Source organism: Burkholderia sp. Bp9142, assembly GCF_003853415.1.
GTDB lineage: Bacteria > Pseudomonadota > Gammaproteobacteria > Burkholderiales > Burkholderiaceae > Burkholderia.
This window is the reverse complement of sequence record NZ_QTPP01000019.1, coordinates 23,084-40,561: the sequence shown is the minus strand read 5'-3', so window position 1 is coordinate 40,561 and position 17,478 is coordinate 23,084. Positions and strand designations below refer to the sequence as shown.

At 67.8% G+C, this 17,478-nt stretch carries 18 protein-coding genes; 4 read left to right on the top strand and 14 right to left on the bottom strand.

Annotated features, from left to right (window positions below):
* Nucleotides 1–35: 35 nt before the first annotated feature.
* The 5 genes from DIE22_RS21045 to DIE22_RS21025 form a co-directional block, all read right to left on the bottom strand.
* Nucleotides 36–2,315 carry a TonB-dependent hemoglobin/transferrin/lactoferrin family receptor gene (locus DIE22_RS21045; RefSeq protein ID WP_124606027.1) on the bottom strand — a complete coding sequence of 760 codons (2,280 nt, stop codon included), beginning with the start codon at nt 2,313–2,315 and terminating at the stop codon, nt 36–38.
* A gap of 239 nt (nt 2,316–2,554) precedes the next feature.
* Nucleotides 2,555–2,782: a hypothetical protein gene (locus tag DIE22_RS21040; protein ID WP_124497234.1), complete on the bottom strand. Its 228-nt coding sequence runs from the start codon at nt 2,780–2,782 to the stop codon at nt 2,555–2,557.
* A 71-nt stretch (nt 2,783–2,853) separates the two neighbouring features.
* Nucleotides 2,854–3,237: a DUF6232 family protein gene (locus tag DIE22_RS21035; RefSeq protein WP_124606026.1), complete on the bottom strand. Its 384-nt coding sequence runs from the start codon at nt 3,235–3,237 to the stop codon at nt 2,854–2,856.
* Nucleotides 3,238–3,348: 111 nt separating this feature from the next.
* Nucleotides 3,349–3,609 carry a DUF2866 domain-containing protein gene (locus tag DIE22_RS21030; RefSeq protein WP_124497232.1) on the bottom strand — a complete coding sequence of 87 codons (261 nt, stop codon included), beginning with the start codon at nt 3,607–3,609 and terminating at the stop codon, nt 3,349–3,351.
* Between the two features lie 208 nt (nt 3,610–3,817).
* Nucleotides 3,818–4,978 carry a porin gene (locus DIE22_RS21025; protein WP_124497231.1) on the bottom strand — a complete coding sequence of 387 codons (1,161 nt, stop codon included), beginning with the start codon at nt 4,976–4,978 and terminating at the stop codon, nt 3,818–3,820.
* A 307-nt stretch (nt 4,979–5,285) separates the two neighbouring features.
* On the opposite strand from DIE22_RS21025, the gene DIE22_RS21020 reads away from it, so the two are divergent.
* Nucleotides 5,286–6,092, top strand: a complete 807-nt coding sequence (locus tag DIE22_RS21020) for a MetQ/NlpA family ABC transporter substrate-binding protein (RefSeq protein WP_124606025.1) — start codon at nt 5,286–5,288, stop codon at nt 6,090–6,092.
* 132 nt (nt 6,093–6,224) lie between these two features.
* Here the strand turns inward: DIE22_RS21020 and DIE22_RS21015 are convergent, their stop codons facing one another.
* The 4 genes from DIE22_RS21015 to DIE22_RS21000 all read right to left on the bottom strand — a co-directional run bounded on the left by DIE22_RS21015 (nt 6,225) and on the right by DIE22_RS21000 (nt 10,619).
* Nucleotides 6,225–7,340, bottom strand: a complete 1,116-nt coding sequence (locus tag DIE22_RS21015; RefSeq protein ID WP_124497229.1) for a succinylglutamate desuccinylase/aspartoacylase family protein — start codon at nt 7,338–7,340, stop codon at nt 6,225–6,227.
* A gap of 258 nt (nt 7,341–7,598) precedes the next feature.
* Nucleotides 7,599–8,381, bottom strand: coding sequence for an ABC transporter substrate-binding protein (locus DIE22_RS21010; RefSeq protein ID WP_124497228.1), 783 nt, complete (start codon nt 8,379–8,381; stop codon nt 7,599–7,601).
* 227 nt (nt 8,382–8,608) lie between these two features.
* Nucleotides 8,609–9,529 carry a LysR family transcriptional regulator gene (locus DIE22_RS21005; RefSeq protein WP_185640660.1) on the bottom strand — a complete coding sequence of 307 codons (921 nt, stop codon included), beginning with the start codon at nt 9,527–9,529 and terminating at the stop codon, nt 8,609–8,611.
* A gap of 142 nt (nt 9,530–9,671) precedes the next feature.
* The gene (locus DIE22_RS21000) at nt 9,672–10,619 is read right to left on the bottom strand and encodes a GlxA family transcriptional regulator (RefSeq protein ID WP_124606024.1); all 948 of its coding nucleotides are present in this window, start codon (nt 10,617–10,619) and stop codon (nt 9,672–9,674) included.
* A gap of 107 nt (nt 10,620–10,726) precedes the next feature.
* On the opposite strand from DIE22_RS21000, the gene DIE22_RS20995 reads away from it, so the two are divergent.
* Nucleotides 10,727–11,035 (top strand): DUF3817 domain-containing protein, encoded by a 309-nt coding sequence (locus DIE22_RS20995; RefSeq protein WP_124606023.1) that lies wholly within the window; start codon nt 10,727–10,729, stop codon nt 11,033–11,035.
* Complete coding sequence (locus tag DIE22_RS20990; protein ID WP_124606022.1) at nt 11,032–11,433, top strand: CopD family protein; 402 nt, start codon at nt 11,032–11,034, stop codon at nt 11,431–11,433. Before DIE22_RS20995 ends, DIE22_RS20990 begins: the two co-directional genes overlap by 4 nt.
* A 30-nt stretch (nt 11,434–11,463) precedes the next feature.
* Here the strand turns inward: DIE22_RS20990 and DIE22_RS20985 are convergent, their stop codons facing one another.
* The 3 genes from DIE22_RS20985 to DIE22_RS20975 form a co-directional block, all read right to left on the bottom strand.
* The gene (locus DIE22_RS20985) at nt 11,464–12,057 is read right to left on the bottom strand and encodes a hypothetical protein (protein ID WP_124497224.1); all 594 of its coding nucleotides are present in this window, start codon (nt 12,055–12,057) and stop codon (nt 11,464–11,466) included.
* A 248-nt stretch (nt 12,058–12,305) separates the two neighbouring features.
* A complete protein-coding gene (locus DIE22_RS20980) occupies nt 12,306–13,694 on the bottom strand; it encodes an NCS2 family permease (RefSeq protein WP_124606021.1) in 1,389 nt (462 codons plus the stop codon).
* Between the two features lie 539 nt (nt 13,695–14,233).
* Entirely contained in the window at nt 14,234–14,866 is a 633-nt protein-coding gene (locus DIE22_RS20975; protein ID WP_260426735.1) for a TetR family transcriptional regulator, read from the bottom strand.
* 93 nt (nt 14,867–14,959) lie between these two features.
* Between DIE22_RS20975 and DIE22_RS20970 the strand changes: the two genes are divergently transcribed.
* Nucleotides 14,960–15,625 carry an O-methyltransferase gene (locus DIE22_RS20970; RefSeq protein ID WP_124606019.1) on the top strand — a complete coding sequence of 222 codons (666 nt, stop codon included), beginning with the start codon at nt 14,960–14,962 and terminating at the stop codon, nt 15,623–15,625.
* Between the two features lie 106 nt (nt 15,626–15,731).
* Here DIE22_RS20970 and DIE22_RS20965 read toward each other — a convergent pair whose 3' ends face one another.
* The gene (locus tag DIE22_RS20965; RefSeq protein ID WP_124606018.1) at nt 15,732–16,268 is read right to left on the bottom strand and encodes a DUF3455 domain-containing protein; all 537 of its coding nucleotides are present in this window, start codon (nt 16,266–16,268) and stop codon (nt 15,732–15,734) included.
* A gap of 185 nt (nt 16,269–16,453) precedes the next feature.
* Entirely contained in the window at nt 16,454–17,458 is a 1,005-nt protein-coding gene (locus tag DIE22_RS20960; protein WP_124606017.1) for an aldo/keto reductase, read from the bottom strand.
* Nucleotides 17,459–17,478: the final 20 nt, after the last annotated feature.

Sequence of the window (17,478 nt, the reverse complement as noted above, 5' to 3'; positions counted from 1 at the left end):
AGTAACGGTTGGGGTGGCAGCGCGGGCGGCGCGCATCAGAAATCCACTTTCATGCTGACGGCGACGGTGCGGCCGGACGACGTATACGCGTCGAGCACCTGCGCATCGGACGCGAGGCCGCGCACGTCCGACCAGTTCCAGTATTTGCGGTCGAACAGGTTGCGGATGCCGATCGTCGCGCTCACGTGCTTGTTGAAGCGGTAGCCGCCACGCAGGTCGACGACGAGCGACGACGGCGGCGCGAAGCACGACGTTTTAGCCCCTGGGCACGCGCCGGCCGGGATGTCCTTGTCGCGCTTCGCGGCCTGGAACAGCAGGTCGGTCTGCACGAACCAGCGCTCGCCGGGCTCGTAGCGCACGCCGAACACGGCCGAGAACGGGTTGACCGTGTCGAGCGGCTGGCTTGCCGCGCCATCGTTCTGCGTCGAGCCCTTCGTGAACGCCAGCGCCGTCTTCAGCGTGATGCCGTTCGGCATCGCCCATTCGGCGCGGCCTTCGAGGCCGTGGATGCGCGCGTCGGCGAAGTTCACGTACTGGAACACGAACGGGTCGGCCGGGCGGCCGCTGCCGGCGATCGTCGTGCGCGAGATGAAGTTGCGGTAGCGGCCGGTGAACGCGGCCGCGCTGTAGCGCACGACGCCGTAGCCGGTGCCGGCCTTGCCGCGCAGGCCCGCTTCGAACGTGTCGCTCGTCTCGGGCTTCAGGTTCGGATTGCCGATCGACGTGTAGCCGTACACCGGGTTCGAGAAGCTGCTGTTCACCTGATCGGGCGTCGGCGCGCGGAAGCCGTGCGCGTATTGCACGTACGGGATCACGGCGGGCGTGATCTCGTAGAGCACGGCGACGCGCGGCGACAGCTCGTTCGCGCTCGTCGACACGGCCTTGCCGGTGAACAGCGGATCGTTTTCGGTCGGGCTCAGCCGGTACGTGTCGAAGCGCAGGCCCGGCGTGACGAGCAGCCGGCCGTAGCCGATCTGGTCCTGCACGAACGCGCCGAACAGCGTGTAGTCGGTGTCGGGGAATGCCTTGTTCGGGAACGCTTCGCCGACGCCCGGCACCGTGCCGTCGCGCATGTTCGTCACGCGCGACACGCTGCCGTCGACGCCATACAGCAGCTTGTGCGCGAACGGGCCGGTCGCGAAGCCACTTTCGGCGAACGCGGAGCCGCCGAACGTGCGTTCCTTGTACTGGTTGTCGCGGGAGCGCGAAGGTTGCCTGCCGCGCGTCTCGAACGCGTACTGGTCCTGCTTCGCGTCCTGGTAGTAGAACTGCACGTGTGCGGTCTGGAACCAGCGGAATGCATCGTCGCGGAAATCGTAGTCGACGCTGAAGCGGTTGCGCTCGAGGCGGTCGTTCGTCGTGAGGCCGAGCGTGGCGGGCGGGTTGATGGCCGACAGCACGTCGGTGCTCACGCGGCGCTGCACGGTTTCGGCGGTGAACCTGATCGTGTCGCGCGCGGTGGGCGTCAGCACGAGCTTGCCGAGCAGCGATTCCGAGTAGACGTCCTGCGGGTTCGACGTCGTGCGCAGCGTGCTCGCCGAGTTGTTGCCGCCGCGCGTGTCGACCTCGTGGCCGCGCCGGCCGTCGGCGATGATCATCCCCTGCACGCGGTCGTTGCCGCCCGCGGCCGACACCGTCGCGCCGACGCTGCGGTCGGCCGAGTCGTAGCTCGGCCGGAACGAGAAGTAGGTGGGCTTGCCGTAGATCGACAGCAGGTCGCGCGGATCCTTCGTGATGAAGTTCACCGCGCCGGTCAGCCCGTCGCTGCCGTACAGCGCCGACGCCGGCCCGCGCAGGATCTCGATGCGCTTGAGCGTGTCGAGATCCGCGTAGTCGCCGCGGCCGGCTTCGAGCGGCCCGAACGAGAACGCGCTCGGCAGGCGGATGCCGTCTTCCATCAGCAGCACGCGATTACCTTCGAGGCCGCGGATGTTGATGCTCGAATCGCCGTCGCGGCCGCCGCCGAGCGCGGCGCTGCCGGGGCGGTACGCGGTGCGGCGCACCGTGACGCCCGGCTCGTAGCGCAGCGCGTCCTTGATGTGGGTGGCCTGCTGTTCCTCGAGATCGTCGTCGGTGATCACCGACACGGACGCGGCCGTGCGGCTCGCGGCGGTGGCGGTACGGGTGGCCGTGACGGTGACGGGGTCGAGCAGTGCCGCATCGCCGCGCGTGGACGCGGCGGCGGTGGTCAGGACGGCAGGTGGCGGGTTGGCGCCTTGCGGCGACGAATCGGCGTAAGCCGGGGCGGCGGACAGGCCGAACGCGCCGAACAGCGCGGCGCAGATCGGCCGCCGCGCCAGCGGATAGCAATGCACAGGTGGTCTCCCATTGACGATGACTAGCCCGAAGGCTGGCTGGGTGACGCGTTCACCTGGCTGGCCCGTTCGCGCGCGACAGGCGGCGAACGGCGAATTGAAAGGCAACTGATAACTTTACCAGTGTAAATGAGAATAATTATCAATACAAGAACGAAAGACGGCATGGGCGGACGCGCGCCGTCGGCGCGGATCGGGCGAGCCGGGCGGGGAGAAAATCGGGGGGAAGCGGGTTTGCGCTAGGCCAGCGATTCGATACGAATCAACAGGTTGCGCGCATGCACGATGAACGCGTCGTGCGTCGCGCGATCGCCGTGGCCTTCGAAGCCGGTCTGTTCGGCGAACGCGAGCTGTTCGGCGTAGAGGTCGACGAGCGCGCTGCGTGTGTCGGGAGGCAGCGCGCGGATCATCGAGACGAGCAGCAGTTCCTGCGCGCGCAGCATGCCGGACAGCGATTGGGGGTTCATGCCGACCTCCTCGAACGACGCGGCGGCGTGCCGCTCATTTCATGGTAGGCGGTCGGCGCGCGCAACGGAAATCAGCCGGCGGCCGTCGCCGTCCGTGCATCGCGCACGACCTGCGCGACGCGCTCGACGAATTCGACGTCGACGCTCGACAGCGCCTCGCGCTTGCCGTCGGGCATCTCGACCATCAGCCGGTACGTGATGTCCTGCGTGGCCCAGGCGAGATAGCCGACGACGGCGAGCATCACGCCGACGACCAGCGCGGCGCTCGATGCGCCGATGCCGCCGGCGATGGCGGTGGCCACGCCGGTCAGCGAGATCAGCCACGGCACGAGGCGATTCTTCGGGATCTTGACGACGTCGACGTTGCGGATGTCACGCAGCGGAAAGACCTGCCCGGCGGCCGACAGGCCGTTGCGCGTGACCATCACGCCGCGTTCGTTGAATGCGTTTTCCATCGTGTGTTGCGTGGACGAAAACGCGCAGCGTAGCAGACTTCGTTGCCGCGTCAAACGAGACCGAGTGCCGCACGATGCGTGCGGGCCGGCCGCGACGGGGAGCGACGGGAGTCAGAACTGCAGCCGGCCGTCGCCGTACAGGCGGCCCGGCACGTGCGACGCGACGACCTCGGCGATCTCTTCGTCGGTCGATTCGGCCGGCACGATCTGGCGCCGCGCGGGCGCGTCGAGATGCATCGTCCATTCGACGAGCCGATACGGGCGGCCCCACGGGCGCAGCATTTCCACCGACACGCGGCAGCTCTGGACCGGCAGCGAATGCCGGCGCGTCAGAATCGCGTGCAGATGGCTGAAAACGGTATCTTCGATCATCTTGGCCTCCGATCCTGTCTTGTGGGCAGTTGATGGCGGTGCCGTCGTGGTTCTCAAAAAAAAAGCCGCCGATGCTCAGGCGGCCAACAGGGGGGGTGAGAGCATCCTCTCAGCCCAGAATTAAGCGAAACTTAAAAGCCCATAAAAAAGCGCCCCGCGTGGAGCGGGGCGCTTCTTGCCGTCGTGATCCGCGTGTTAAGCGGATGCTTTAGAACTTGTGACGGATACCGACGCGAGCGGCCAACTGGTTCGACGAACCGTTGCCCGACGTGCTGAAGTAGCTCGTGCTCGAGCCGATCTGCGCCTGCACGTTGTTGCCCGATGCCTTCTGGTAGACGACCAGGCCGTACACGTCCGTACGCTTGCTGAGCGCGTAGTCGAGGCCCAGGTTGCCCTGGTTCCAGTGCGCCGAGCTGCCGCTTTGCGTTGCGTTCGTGTACGTGTAGCCCGCTGCTGCCGACAGGGCCGGCGTGATCGCGTACTTCACGCCTGCTTCGTACGCGTTGTAGAACGTGCCCGATGCACCGGCCGCGATCGGGGTGAACTGCGTGCGCGTCCAGAGCAGCCATGCCGTCGCCGGGCCGAAGACGTAGCGGCCGCCGACGCCGTACGTGCGCAGGTCGCGGATGTTGGTCAGCGCGATGTTCGCGATCGACGTCGAGAAGGCCGGCGTCGACTGGCTCGGGAAGCGGATGTCCGTGTAGGCGGCGCCGAGCGAGAACGGGCCGTTCGCGTAGTTCAGGCCGAAGCTGTATGCGCGCGACGAACCGGCCGTCGTCGTGGTGCCCGTCGTCGTCGACGGTGCGCCGGCGAAGTCGGTCGAGTTCGAGAAGCCGTACAACGCGCCGAACGTGAAGCCGGCGTAGTTCGCGCTCTGGAACTTCACCGAGTTGTTGATGCGGCTCGACGTGAGCTGGTCGATGTCGTTGACGTGGTACGCGTAGTTGCCCGCGACCGTGTTGCCGCCCGTCGAGTAGTTCGAGCCGAGGATGTCGGTCGAGAACGAATACTGGCGGCCGAACGTGACCGTGCCGTATTGCGACTGGCTCAGACCGACATAGGCTTGACGGCCGAAGATCGCGCCGCCCTGGCCGATCGTGCCGTTGCCGCTGTTGAAGCCGTTTTCGAGCACGAAGATCGCCTTCAGGCCGCCACCGAGGTCTTCGGTGCCGCGCAGGCCCCAACGGCTGCCCTGGGCCACGCCGTCGTCGTACTTGAACAGCTTGCTGCTGCCGCCGGTCGAGGTCTTGCTGTGGTTCACGTAGCTGATACCGGCATCGATGACGCCGTACAGGGTCACGCTGCTTTGGGCGTGTGCCGCGCCAGTCGTTGCTGCGAGGATGGCGATGGTCAACAGTTTCTTGTTCAAAGGATTCTCCGAGCGAATAAATGGCGTGTCCAGTTGCGGTTCCGGCGCTCTCTGCGGGCGCTTTCACGGACCGGTCGCAACTTTATCGGCGGGCCACGTAATGAATGTGACAGCCTTTGTCATATGACGAACCTGTGGCGCCGATGCGACACTGGATTTTGCCCGGTTGTATAGCAGGGAGTTATACCGATTCCGCCTGAGATTCGATCGGAGTCAGGAATATGCACATGAGATAAGCTTGGTTGGTGCCGTTCCGGCCCCGTGCCACGATGCGCGCTTCAACAACGACACGGGACAAGAGGACACCATGCGACGTTCGATCCTGACCGGCCTCGGCGCGCTTGCCGCGGCGCTGGCCCTTGCCGCGCCCGGCGCGCACGCCGATCCGCAGACGCTGAAGATCGGCACGATGAGCGGCCCCGACGCACAGATCTGGACCGAGGTGACGAAAGTCGCCGCACGCGAAGGGCTCGCGATCAAGGTCATCGAATTCAACGACTACGTGCAGCCGAACGCGGCGCTCGACGCGGGCGACCTCGATGCGAACGGCTTCCAGCACCAGCCGTTTCTCGACAGCCAGATCAAGCAGCGCGGCTACAGGATCGTCAATGTCGGGCTGACCTACACAGCGCCGATGGGCTTCTATTCGAAGCAGCTCAAGTCGCTGAAGGACTTGCCGGCCGGCGCGAAGGTCGGAATCCAGAACGATCCGTCGAACGGCAACCGCGCGCTGCTGCTGCTGCAGAAATACGGGGTGATCAAGCTGAAGGCGGGGGCCGGCACGAACGGCGTGAACGCGACGCCGCTCGACGTCGCCGAGAATCCGAAGAAGATCAGGATCGTCGAACTCGACGCCGCGCAACTGCCGCGCGCGCTGCCCGACCTCGACGCCGCGTCGATCAACACCGACTACGCGGTGAAGGCCGGGCTCACGCCGGTGAAGGATGCGATCGCGATCGAGGACCTGCGCGGGCCGTACGCGAACCTGATCGCGGTGCGCGCGCAGGACAAGGACAAGCCGTGGGTGAAGAAGCTCGTCGCGGCCTATGAATCGGACGACGTGCGCAAGTTCATCGACCGGAAGTTCGGCGGCGCGATCGTGCCGGCGTTCTGAACGCCGGCGCAAGCGCGCCGCCGCCCGGCCGCGTCGCCGGGCATCCCGCCAGGCCGGAAAGCAAATCGCCCGCGCAAGCGGGCGATTTCGTTGGCGCGCGCCGCGAGGCGGCGGGCGGGCGGCTCGGGCCGCTCAGGCCGACAGCAGCGACCCGGTGCGGATCGGCGTCGCGCCGGCAATGCGCGCGACTTCCATCCCGGCGGTCGCGAAGCGCACGATCTGGCGCGCGTACAGCACGCCCGACACGCTGCTCTTCAGCGTGATCACGCGATCGGTCAGCGGATCGACGATGTCGGCCACCTCCTGGCCGGCCTCGATCCACGCGCCGACCGGCGTGCGGAACACGATCACGCCGGACACCGGCGCGACGAGCGGATCGGTGCCCGCGAGCGGCGTGGCCGGATGCGCCAGCGGCGGCAGCGGCGCGGGCGTGCCGTCGATGACGCCGCGCTCGGTCAGGTATTCGACGATCGCTTGCGCGTCCTTCTCCGCGAATTCGTACGACACGTCGCGCTCGCTGCGCAGTTCGACCGTGACGGAAATCGCGCCGTTCGGGATCGGGAAGCGATCGCCGAACCGGCTGCGCAGATCCGACCAGCAGAAGCTGTGGATCTCGTCGAACGGATTGCCGACCGAATTCAGCGCGAGCAGCGACGCCTGCGCATCCAGGTAGCGCGACAGCGGCTCGACGTCTTCCCACAGGTCGGGGTTCGTGTAGAGGTGCATCACCGCGTCGCTGTCGCAATGCAGGTCGAGCACGATGTCGGCGTCGAACGACAGCTTCTGCAGCGCGAGGCGCTGCGATTCGAGCTCGGTGCGCGGCTTCTGCTCGTCGAGCGCCTCGCGCATCGCGGCGCGCACCGCGGCGAGGTTGCGCTGCGCGTCGTTCGCCAGGCGGCCTTCGATGCGCGGCAGCACGAGCGCCGCGAGATCGTAGAAATTGCGGTTGAAGTTCTGCATCGAGCCGAGCTCGAAGCGGCCGAGGTGATCGCCGAACACATGCTGCGACAGGCCGATCGGGTTCGGCACGGGGACGATGACCACTTCGCCGCGCAGCTTGCCGGCCGTCTCGAGCGCGGCGATCTTGCGGCGCAGCAGCGTGGCGACCAGCATGCCGGGCAGTTCGTCCGCGTGCAGCGACGACTGGATGTAGACCTTCTTGCCGCCGCGCGGGCCGTAGTGGAAGCTCGTGATCTGGCGTTCGGTGCCGACGGCGGGGGAAATCAGCGGATGGGTCTGCGTTTGCATGATGAGGGGAGCGCGGCGCAGCCGCGAGTGATCCGGTATGCGTGGAAGATCGATTGTACGTTGCCTTCCGCGAACCTATCAAACCACGCGCCCGTCGCATTATTTTCCTTTGAAAATCATCGGGTTGGCGCGTAAGAAATAACGCTCCGGCCGCCCCTCGGGCAGGCGTTGCCGACCGCTTTCGGTCGCACGCGCGCAAAAAAAACGGGCTCCTTGCGGAGCCCGTCTGCGCGGATGCGAAGCGCGCGTTGCGCGGCGTTACTTGCCGTACACGTCGAAATCGAAGTACTTCTTCGCGATCTTGTCGTACGTGCCGTCCTTGCGCATGCCGGCGATCGCGCCGTCGATCTTCGCCTTCAGGTCGGTATCTTCCTTGCGCAGGCCGATGCCCGCGCCGTTGCCGAGCGTCTTCGGATCGTCGATATCCTTGCCGGCGAAATCGAAGCCCGCGCCGCGCGGCGTCTTCAGGAAGCCGATATCGGCCTGCACCGCGTCCTGCAGCGCGGCGTCCAGACGGCCCGCGATCAGGTCGGCGTAGACCTGGTCCTGGTTCTGGTACGGCACGACCTTCACGCCCTTGGCCGCCCAGTAGGTCTTCGCGTAGGTTTCCTGGATCGTGCCCTGCTCGACGCCGACCGACTTGCCCTTCAGCGATTCGGCCGTCGGCAGCAGGCCCGCGCCCTTCTTCGCGACGAGGCGCGTCGGCGTGTTGAACAGCTTCTCCGAGAACGCGATCTGTTCCTGGCGCGCCGGCGTCATCGACATCGACGACAGGACGCCGTCGAACTTGCGGGCCTTCAGCGCCGGGATCATCCCGTCGAAGTCGTTTTCGATCCACACGCACTTCGCGTTCATGCGGCGGCAGATTTCGTTGCCGAGATCGACGTCGAAGCCGACCACCTTGCCGCTCGCATCTTTCGATTCGAAAGGCGGGTAGCTCGCGTCGACGCCGAAGCGCACGGTCGTCCAGTCCTTCGCGTATGCCGTGCCGGCCGATACGGCGAGCAGGGCCACGGTCACAGCCGCAAGAATCTTTTTCACTTCGGTGACTCCTCGTTTTGTTCGATGGGTGCGCGGTTGTGCCGCGCCGTAAGCCTTCGGCCCGGCGCGGCTTCGCGTCGGACAGTCCGTTTCGCCTGCCCGATGCGGGCGCGCGACGTGCGGAAGATTATCAAGACAAAATACCGGCAGGGCGCCTAGGACATGCCCCGATACCGGACCCGACGGCGGCGCGGCGTTCGCGCGACCGTTTCAGACGAAGGAACGATTCAACCGAGCGTTTCGTTGACAGCGCGCTGCAGGCACGTGACGAATTGCGATACGGCGGGCGTCGGCAGCAGGTCGCGGCGCGCGATGATCGACAGGTCGAAGCGCGGCATGCTTTCGTCGAGTTCGGCCGTGCGGATGCCGAGCGGCGCCACCATCGCGGCCAGCGGGCGCGTGAAGCAGCCGATCACGTCGGAGCGCGCGACCAGCCCGAGCGTCACCGCGAACGACATCGGCGAGCGCAGCAGGTGCTTCGGCAGCGGCAACCCGCGCGCCTCGAACATCCCGACCATCACGCTGTGCGGGAACTGCTCGGCGCCGACCGTGACGATCCACTCGGCGTCGAGCAATTCCTCTAACCGGCGCGCGTGCGCGAGCGGATGGCCTTCGCGCATCACGACGGTGAATTCGGTCGACAGCAGCGGCACCTGCGTGAAATCGCGGTCGAGCACGGGTACATGGTGCATCGCAGCGATGTCGAGCGTGCCGTTGCGCAGCTGTGCGAGCGCGTCGGGCACCGTCACTTCCTCGAGATGCAGGCTGACGTTCGGCATCGACCGGCGGAATGCGGTGACCGCGCGCGGCAGCGCGGTCAGCGCGATCGACGGCATCGTGCCGACCGCGACGCGCCCCGACATTTCCCCTTTCACCTGCTCGACGGCCTCGACGGTGCGGCGCATGTCGCCGAGCAACTGCTCGGCGCGCGGCAGCAGCGCATGGCCGCACGCGGTCAGCTCGACGCCGCGCACGCTGCGCACGAGCAGTTCCGCGTTCAGCGCCGTTTCGAGTTCGCGGATCGTATGCGTGATCGCGGGCTGCGTGACGCCGAGCTCGCGCGCGGCGGCGCGCAGGCTCTTGTGATGCGCGGCGGAGACGAATGCCTGGAGCTGCGCGATGTTCAGGTGATTGCGGATGCGGGTCATCGATCGAGTCCGGTTGGCGCGAATGCGGGGCCTGGGCGGGCGAGGCGGGGCGGCGGCGGTATTCGGTAGCGATCCTGACGATCGTGCGCGCATGGGTTCACGTCGCCGGGCCGACGCATCGCGTACCGGTGCGCCGCGAACGTCATGCGCCGGCGCGCGCGCGGAACGCGTGGCGATACCGCTGCGGCGACGTGCCGACGATGCGCGCGAACCGCTCGCGAAACGCGGTGACCGAACCGAATCCGGCCTCCGTCGCGACATGCTCGATCGACAGCTCCGTGACTTCCAGCAACTGCTGCGCATGCCGCACGCGCGCGGTCTGCAGCCACTGCCGCGGCGACGTGCCCGTCTGCTCCTGAAAGCGCCGCGTCAGCGTGCGCACGCTCGTCGACGCCTGGCGGGCCATCTCGTCGAGCGTGAGCGGCTTGTGCAGGTTCGCCTGCAGCCAGTCCATCAGGTCTTGCAGCCCGTCGCTGGCGGCCGGCCATTCCGGCGCGATGAACTGCGCCTGCCCGCCGTCCCGCACGCGCGGCGCGACCGCGCAGCGTGCGGCATCGACGGCGACCGCCGCGCCGTAGTCGGCCTGGATCATGTGCAGGCACAGGTCGAGGCCGGCGGCCGCGCCGGCCGACGTCAGGATCTGCCCGTTGTCGACGAACAGCACGTTCGGGTCGACCTCGACGTTCGGATAGCGGCGCGCGAGTTCGCCGGCCGCGAGCCAGTGCGTCGTCGCGCGCAGGCCGTCGAGCAGCCCGGCTTCGGCGAGCACGAACGCGCCGCTGCAGATCGACGCGATCCGGCATCCGCGCGCGGCCGCCGTGCGCAGTGCGGCGATCACGCGGCGCGGCGTGGGCGCGAGCGGCACGGACGTGCCGGGGACGACGATCGTGTCGGCACCGGCCAGCGCGTCGAGACGAAACGGGGGGCGCAGCTCGAACAGACCGCCGGCGACGCGCGGCTGCTCGCTGCACACGCGCACACGGTACGGGTGCGGGACGCCGGGCGACCGCACGCGCGCGAACGTGTCGCATGCGACGCCCAGGTCGAACGGGACGACATCGGGCAAAGCGAGAACGGCGACCGTATGCATGGTGTTCGAGGTCGTGGCCAGAATCCGTTTAAAGATGGCATTTTAGCCAATGGTTCAGGTCTGCACCACACGCGATAATCGCCGCGGACCAACCTGGAGCCCTGCCGATGGAACAAGACGATCGCAACGCGTTGCGGAACCTGCAATACCTGTCGCTGCTCGAGGCGACCACGCTCGTCGTGCTGGTGTGCGTCGCCGTGCCGCTCAAGCATCTGGCCGGGTATCCGGTCGCGGTATCGATCATGGGCCCGGTTCACGGCATCGCGTTCGCGATGTACGTGTGGGCCGTCGTCGGCACCGCGTCGAGCGGACTGTGGAGCAAGGGCGAAGTCGCGCGACTCGTGCTGTCGGCCGTCGTGCCGTTCGCCGGGCTGGCGAGCGCCGGCTGGATCGCGCGCAGGAGGCACGCGCAATGACCTACCTGTTGCTGAAGGCCGTGCATGTCGCCGCCATCGTCACGTTCGTCGGCGGGCTGCTGATGCGGTCCGTCGGCGTCCGTATCGCGAACCTGGCCGTGCATCGCGCGGTGCGGCGCTGGGATCGCACGGTGACGGTGCCCGCGCTCGTGCTGGTCTGGATCACGGGGATCGCGATCGCGCTGAGCGGACACTGGTTCGGCGCCGCGTGGCTGTCGGTGAAGCTCGCGGTCGTCGTCGCGCTGTCGGCGCTGCACGGCATCCTGGCCGGCACGCTGCGGCGCATGGAGCGCGACGCTCTCGTCGTCGTGCCGGCATCGTGGCTCGGGCAGGCGGCGGGCGCGGTCGTGGTCGCGACGGCGATCGTCGTCGGGCTGGTCGTGATCAAGCCGTTCTGACGCGCACGACCGGCGCGGGCCCTGGGCCCGCTAAGCCAGCGCCGTCTCGACCGCTGCAAGCGTGCGGCGCCGGATCCATCCGCTCGCGAGCCGGATCGCGAGCCAGTACGGCGTGAACAGCAGCCGCGTGCGGGCCGTCGGGCAATGCACGAAGGTTTCGGTGCGCAGCAGCTGCAGGCCGGACGGCCGCCCGATGACCTCGAAGCGGAGCACGAGCTTCGCGTCGCGCGCGTCGTCGTGCCGGATGAAGGCTGCTGCGTCGGCCACCGTGCGCACGCCGAGGTCCGGGCGCCAGAAGCGGCCGACGAGGCCGAGCGACAGCGACGTGTCGTCGCGATGCAGCAGCGTGAACGTGTGGAGGCCGAAGCGCGCGCGCTCGCGCCGGGCGGCGCCGTTGCGCAGCGTATCGGCGACGCTCGCCGGCAATTCGCGTACCGTGAGCAGCGCATCGACGATCGGATCCGTGCGCATGTCGATCGTGGCGACCGCGTCGATGATGCGCGCCGGGGCGGCATCGATCGGCTTCGATTCGTGCACTTCGTGGAAGCCGAACGACGGAATGAACGGCGGCTTGCGCACCGAGGTCCTGCTGAATGATTCGGAGACGATGCCGAGTGCGTTCATGGCGGCTCCCGCGGGGAAAGCGAGATCGTAGCATCGGCGCGCCATGCGTGCGCCGCCTGCGTGCCCGCGCCGCAGGCCCGCGCACGGCCGGGCGGAGCCTGTCGCTCCCCGTGCGCCGCCGCGCCGCAAAAAAAGCCTGGAAACATGCGTTTCCAGGCCTGGAGACCATCAACGACGATGGTGGAGGAGACGTTGCCGTCCCGATGCGCGCCGCCCTTTTCGCGGGCGACGTCGCGCAGGATCCGCGGTCAGATCGCCCAGCCGCCGAGATAGAACGTGACGAGCACGGCCGCGATGAGCACGGTGCCGACGTTGAGCTTGCGGAACTCGCCGCTGGCGACGCGGCCGATCACGAGCGTCGAGAAGCCGAGCATGATGCCGGTCACGATGTTCGCGGTCAGCACGATGAACACCGCGCACACGAGGCCCGACATCGCATCGACCATGTCGTCCATGTGCAGCTTGCTCACGCTGCCGAGCATCAGCAGGCCGACGTACATCAGCGCGGGGGCGGTTGCGTAAGACGGCACGAGGCCCGCGAGCGGCGAGAAGAACATCACGACCAGGAACAGCAGGCCGACCACCGCGGCCGCGAGGCCCGTCTTCGCGCCGGCGGCCACGCCGACGCTCGACTCGATGTAGGCCGCCGCCGGCGCGCCGCCGAGGAAGCCGGAGAAGATCGAGCTGATCGAATCGGCGGTCAGCGCACGGCCGCCGTTGATGATGCGGCCGTTCTCGTCGAGCTGGCCCGCCTGGCCCGCGACCGCGCGGATCGTGCCGGTCGCGTCGAACACGGCAGTCATCACGAGCGCCAGCACGCTCGGCAGCACGGCCATCGACAGCGCGCCCTTGAGGTCCATCGCGCCGATCAGCGAGGCGTGGCCCGGCGCGCTCAGCGACGGCAGCGCGAAGATGCCGCGGTATTTCACGGCCGGATCGAACACGAGGCCGATCAGCGAGATCGCGACCACGACGAGCAGGATGCCGCCCGGCACGCGCCGCTTCTCGAGCCCGAAGATCGCGGCGAGGCCGACGACCGACATGATGACCGGGAACGCGGTGATCTGGCCGAGCGACACCGGCAGGCCGGCGCCCGGGTTCTTGATCACGAGCCCGACGTCGTTCGATGCGATCAGCAGCAGGAACAGGCCGATGCCGATCCCGGTGCCGTGCGCGACGCCGGCGGGCAGGTTTCGCAGGATCCACGAACGCACGCCGGTGACCGAGATGCCCGTGAACACGAGACCCATCAGGAACACGGCGCCGAGCGCGACGGTCGGATGCAGGCCCTTGCCGAGCACGAGGCCGAACGCGGTGAACGCGGTCAGCGAGATCGCGCAGCCGATCGCGATCGGCAGTTTCGCCCACAGGCCCATCAGCAGCGAGCCGAAGGCGGTGGTGAGGCAGACCGCGACGAATACCGCGCTCGTGTCGAAGCCGGCCTTGCCGAACATGCCGGGCACGACGAACACGGAATAGACCATCGCGAGGAAGGTGGTCACGCCCGCGACGATCTCGCGACGCTGCGTGCTGCCGCGCGACGAAATGTCGAAATACCGGTCGAGGACTCCCTTGGTGCCGAGGTCCGTTTCTTCCGCGCCGACGCCGACCGTCGGCTGCACCGGGGTATCACTCATGAGCTTGCTCCTTTATCAGCATGCTGAAACGGCCTGTAGCGGACCGTCGTCAGGGTGTCTCGTATCTGGTTGAAATAATCGGCAACGTCGCGGGGACGCACGACGCGTGATTCGTGTCGCCGTACGCGCGCCGAAGGGCGCGAGGGTGTCGCGTCGTATGACGCGTGGTGGGTCGATCCCGTCACGTGTGCTTTGCCGTAGCGAAGGTTAGGCGAACGGCCCATCACGTCCCATTGGGGGAAGAGCATGCAGCGCATGTCGCAGCGCTTATATCGGCGTGCAACGGGGCTTCGTCGTCGCGGAACGCGTGTATACGCCTAGTTCGAATCCGTTAAGGCGATTATTTGAATGCGGGGGCGGCGGGCAGGGCGGGGGCGGGTGATGCATTGAATCTTACTAATGTCTTTCGTCTTTCGTCGCGGCTGGCCAGGTGCGCGAAAACGCGCCGTGCGCAACCTGCAGCCGGATGATACCGGGGCCGCGCGCATGCTGCGCTCGGGTGCGTCGCTGCCGTCGCTGCCGTTGTTGCCGTCGTTGCATCAGCCGCGCGCGAGATGCGCGAGATACGCGCAGAACATGTCGGCCATCGCGCTCGAGTACGCGTCGATTTCCGCCGCCGTTCGCTCGGTTTCCGAAAACGCCTTGCCGCCCGTGGTGAGCGTGGTCGTGATCAGTTCGCACGCCAGCGCGCGCGTGGCGTCCGGCACGTCGGGCAGCGCGTCGAGCATGAACGCGCTGAAGATCCGGTGGCCGGCCGCCTTCGCCTCCCGTGCCTCGGGCGCGTCGCGATAGAGCGGCGCGGCGTCGTCGAGCGCGATGCGCATCCGCGCTTCGTCGCATTCCGAGCGGATGAATGCATGGACGGCCGTGCGCAGCCGCTCGGGCGGCGTCTTGTGCGGATCTTCCAGCATCCCGCGCAGCAGGTCGGAAGTCTGCCGCCATTCGTCGTGCTGGAGCCGGAACAGCACGGCTGCCTTGTTCGGGAAGTACTGGTACAGCGAGCCGACACTCACGCCGGCGCGCTCGGCGACGCGCGCCATCGTGAAGCGCTGCGCGCCTTCGGTCGCCAAAACCTGAACAGCGGCTTGCAGCACGTCGTCGACGAGACGGGTCGAGCGGGCCTGCCGAGGCTGTTTGCGCGAGGCGATCGGGGCGTTGCGGCGGTCGGTCATGACGGGTCTGCCAATGCGAATAGTAAAACCTGAATAGTTCGTCATATTCTAGTCGGGCGTACTGACGCACTCAACCTGACACCGGAGATTTGCATGTCCACCTTGATTCACGACCCGCTGGCGTCGCTGCTCGCGCGCCTGTTCGACGAAGCCGATGCGTCGTCGCCCGCGTCCAGCCTGGACTTCGCCGACCTGTCGCACGACGAGCACGCGCGGCTGATGCGCAGCAGGACCGACTACGCCGATTTCTATGCACGCCTGAAGGACTATCCGCTCGCGGTGTCGCGCGAGACGGGCACGTTGCTGTACATGCTCGCGCGCGGCTGCGGTGCGCGCGCGATCGTCGAGTTCGGCACGTCGTTCGGCATCTCGACGCTGCACCTCGCGGCCGCGCTGCGCGACAACGGCGGCGGCCGGGTGATCACGAGCGAATTCGAAGCGTCGAAGGTGGCGCGGGCGCGTGAAAACCTCGCGGCCGGCGGGCTCGCCGATCTCGTGGAGATCCGCGAAGGCGATGCGCTGCGCACGCTGGCCGCCGATCTGCCCGACCCGGTCGACCTGCTGCTGCTCGACGGCGCGAAGGCGTTGTATCCGGACGTGCTCGCGCTGGTCGAGCGCCGGCTGCGGCCCGGCGCATTCGTCGTTGCCGACAATGCCGATTACAGCCCGGACTACCTCGCTTACGTGCGCGCGCCGGAAAACGGTTATCTGTCGGTTCCGTTCGGCGGCGATGTCGAGCTGTCGATGCGGATTCGCTGAGGCCGGTTCGGCGTGTCGCGGGCGGAACGATATCGCGTGAACATAGGATAACTGATCAAGCGGATGTGGCGACGGCGCCCTGGATTCGGGCAGCCGTCGCCACGCGCTACTTCAGGAACACGTAGCGCGCGAAATACGGAAAGCGGCCGACCGCATGTTCGGTCGAGCACGTGGTTTCCGGCGGCGTGCCGCCCGCGGTGTCGAGCCGCTGCACGAAGCGCACGCCGGCGAGCGTGCCGGTCGTGACCTTCGCGTCCGTTGCGGCCGGTGTCGCCGCGAGCAGCAGTTGCGCAATGCTGCCGGGGCGTGCACTTGGCGCTTCCGCGACCTTCTTGCCGGTGATGCGGCTGCCGTCGATCGCTTCCCACGACGGCCCCGCGCCGTGCCGGACCACGAGCGTGCCGTCGGCGTCGAACAGCATCGCTTCCGGGTGCTGGAACACCCACGCGAGCTTGTGTCCGGCATCGTAGTCGCACGTGTAGACCTGTATGCCCGCCGCGGTCGTCGACAGCACGGGCGTGGCCGGCTGGGGCGGTGCAAGGCCGGCGTCGTCGGCAGCGCGGGCGGATACCGCGCAAACGGCTAATGCAACGCAGGCCGCGACGGCCTGCAGCTCGGGGTGTTTCGGGGCGCGGCTTCGCATGGCGGGGCATCCTTTCCGGTCAGGTGACGGGCATACGTCGACGAATCCGTAAACGCTAGACGCCAATCGCATCGGTTGCAATGCGCAAATGGCAATCGCGGCGACAGTCGCCGCGATTGCCGGGGATGCGGTATCCGCGGCGGCGGGTTGCAGCGGCCGTGCGTACCCGATTCAAACCTCAAACCTCAAACCGCGCCAGCCGGCGTCGGCGCATGCCCGGCGATCAGGCGCCCGGCCTTCAACGCGTCCCACAGTGCCGCCGGGATCGGCGCCGCCGCGAGACGCAGGTTCTCGTCGATGCGATCGGGCCGGCTCGCGCCGGGAATCGCGGCCGCGACGGCCGGGTGCGCGAGCGCGAACTGCAGCGCCACCGCGCGCACGTCGACGCCGAACCGCTCGCAGAGCCGGCGGATCTGCGCGACGCGCTCGAGCATCGCCTGCGTCGCCGGCTGATACTCGAAATGCGTGCCGCCCGCGAGCACCCCCGAGTTGTACGGGCCGCCGACGATGATCCCGAGCCCGCGCGCGGCGCTCTCCGGCATCAGTCGTTCGAGCGCGCCCGCATGATCGAGCAGCGTATAGCGCCCGGCGAGCAGGAAGCCGTCCGGATCCGAACGTTCGAGCGCGAGTTCGCACGGCTCGACGCGGTTCACGCCGAGCCCCCAGCCCTGGATGACCCGCTCGTCGCGCAGCCGCGTCAGCGCCTTGGCCGCGCCCGACATCGCGACGTCGAACACGTCGCGCCACGCGTCGCCATGAAAATCGACGGCCGGATCGTGAATCCATACCGTGTCGAGCCGGTCGGTGCGCAGCCGCTTCAGGCTGGCCTCGATCGAACGCAGCGTGCCATCCTCCGTGTAGTCGTAGACGATCCTGTTCGGCAGGCCGTGGCGGAACAGGCCGCCCTTTTCGCCGAGATCGCGTTGCGACGCGTCCTCGTGCTCGTCGAGGACGAGCCGGCCGACCTTGGTGCCGAGCGAATACGCGTCGCGCGGGCGGCCCGCGAGCGCTTCGCCGAGGCGCAGCTCGGCCAGGCCGGCGCCATACAGCGGCGCGGCATCGAAGTAGCGGATACCGGCGTTCCAGGCCGCGTCGACCGTGGCGAGCGCTTCGTCGTTCGGGATGTCGCGGTACATGTTGCCCAGCGGCGCGGTGCCGAAACCCAGGCGGGAAGGGAGCGTGATTCTCATGGGCAGTCTCGGGGTGAGCA